Here is a 305-nt window from a genome sequence, read left to right on the forward strand (position 1 = left end):
CCGACATTGTTCACCCTGCTGCAGCCGGAATGGCTCAGCGACTACGTGTTCCGGCCGCTGCTGCTGGTGTTCATCGTGATCGCCGCGAAGCTGCTGCTGGACTGGTTCTTCACCACCCAGAAAGGCCTGGCGATCCGCGCCACCGGCTCCAACCCGCGGATGGCCCGTGCCCAGGGGGTCAACACCGGCGGCATGATCCTGCTCGGCATGGCCATCTCCAACGCGCTGGTGGCGTTGGCCGGCGCGCTGTTCGCGCAGACCCAGGGCGGCGCCGATATCTCCATGGGTATCGGCACCATCGTCAT

The 305-nt window shown here is 66.2% G+C and carries 1 protein-coding gene; it reads left to right on the forward strand.

Annotation, left to right across the window (positions count from 1 at the left end):
• Positions 1–305: ABC transporter permease subunit (locus BST14_RS31970; protein ID WP_438502221.1), on the forward strand; the 305-nt coding region annotated here is incomplete at both ends.

This window comes from Mycobacterium arosiense ATCC BAA-1401 = DSM 45069 (assembly GCF_002086125.1).
Classification (GTDB): Bacteria; Actinomycetota; Actinomycetes; order Mycobacteriales; family Mycobacteriaceae; genus Mycobacterium; species Mycobacterium arosiense.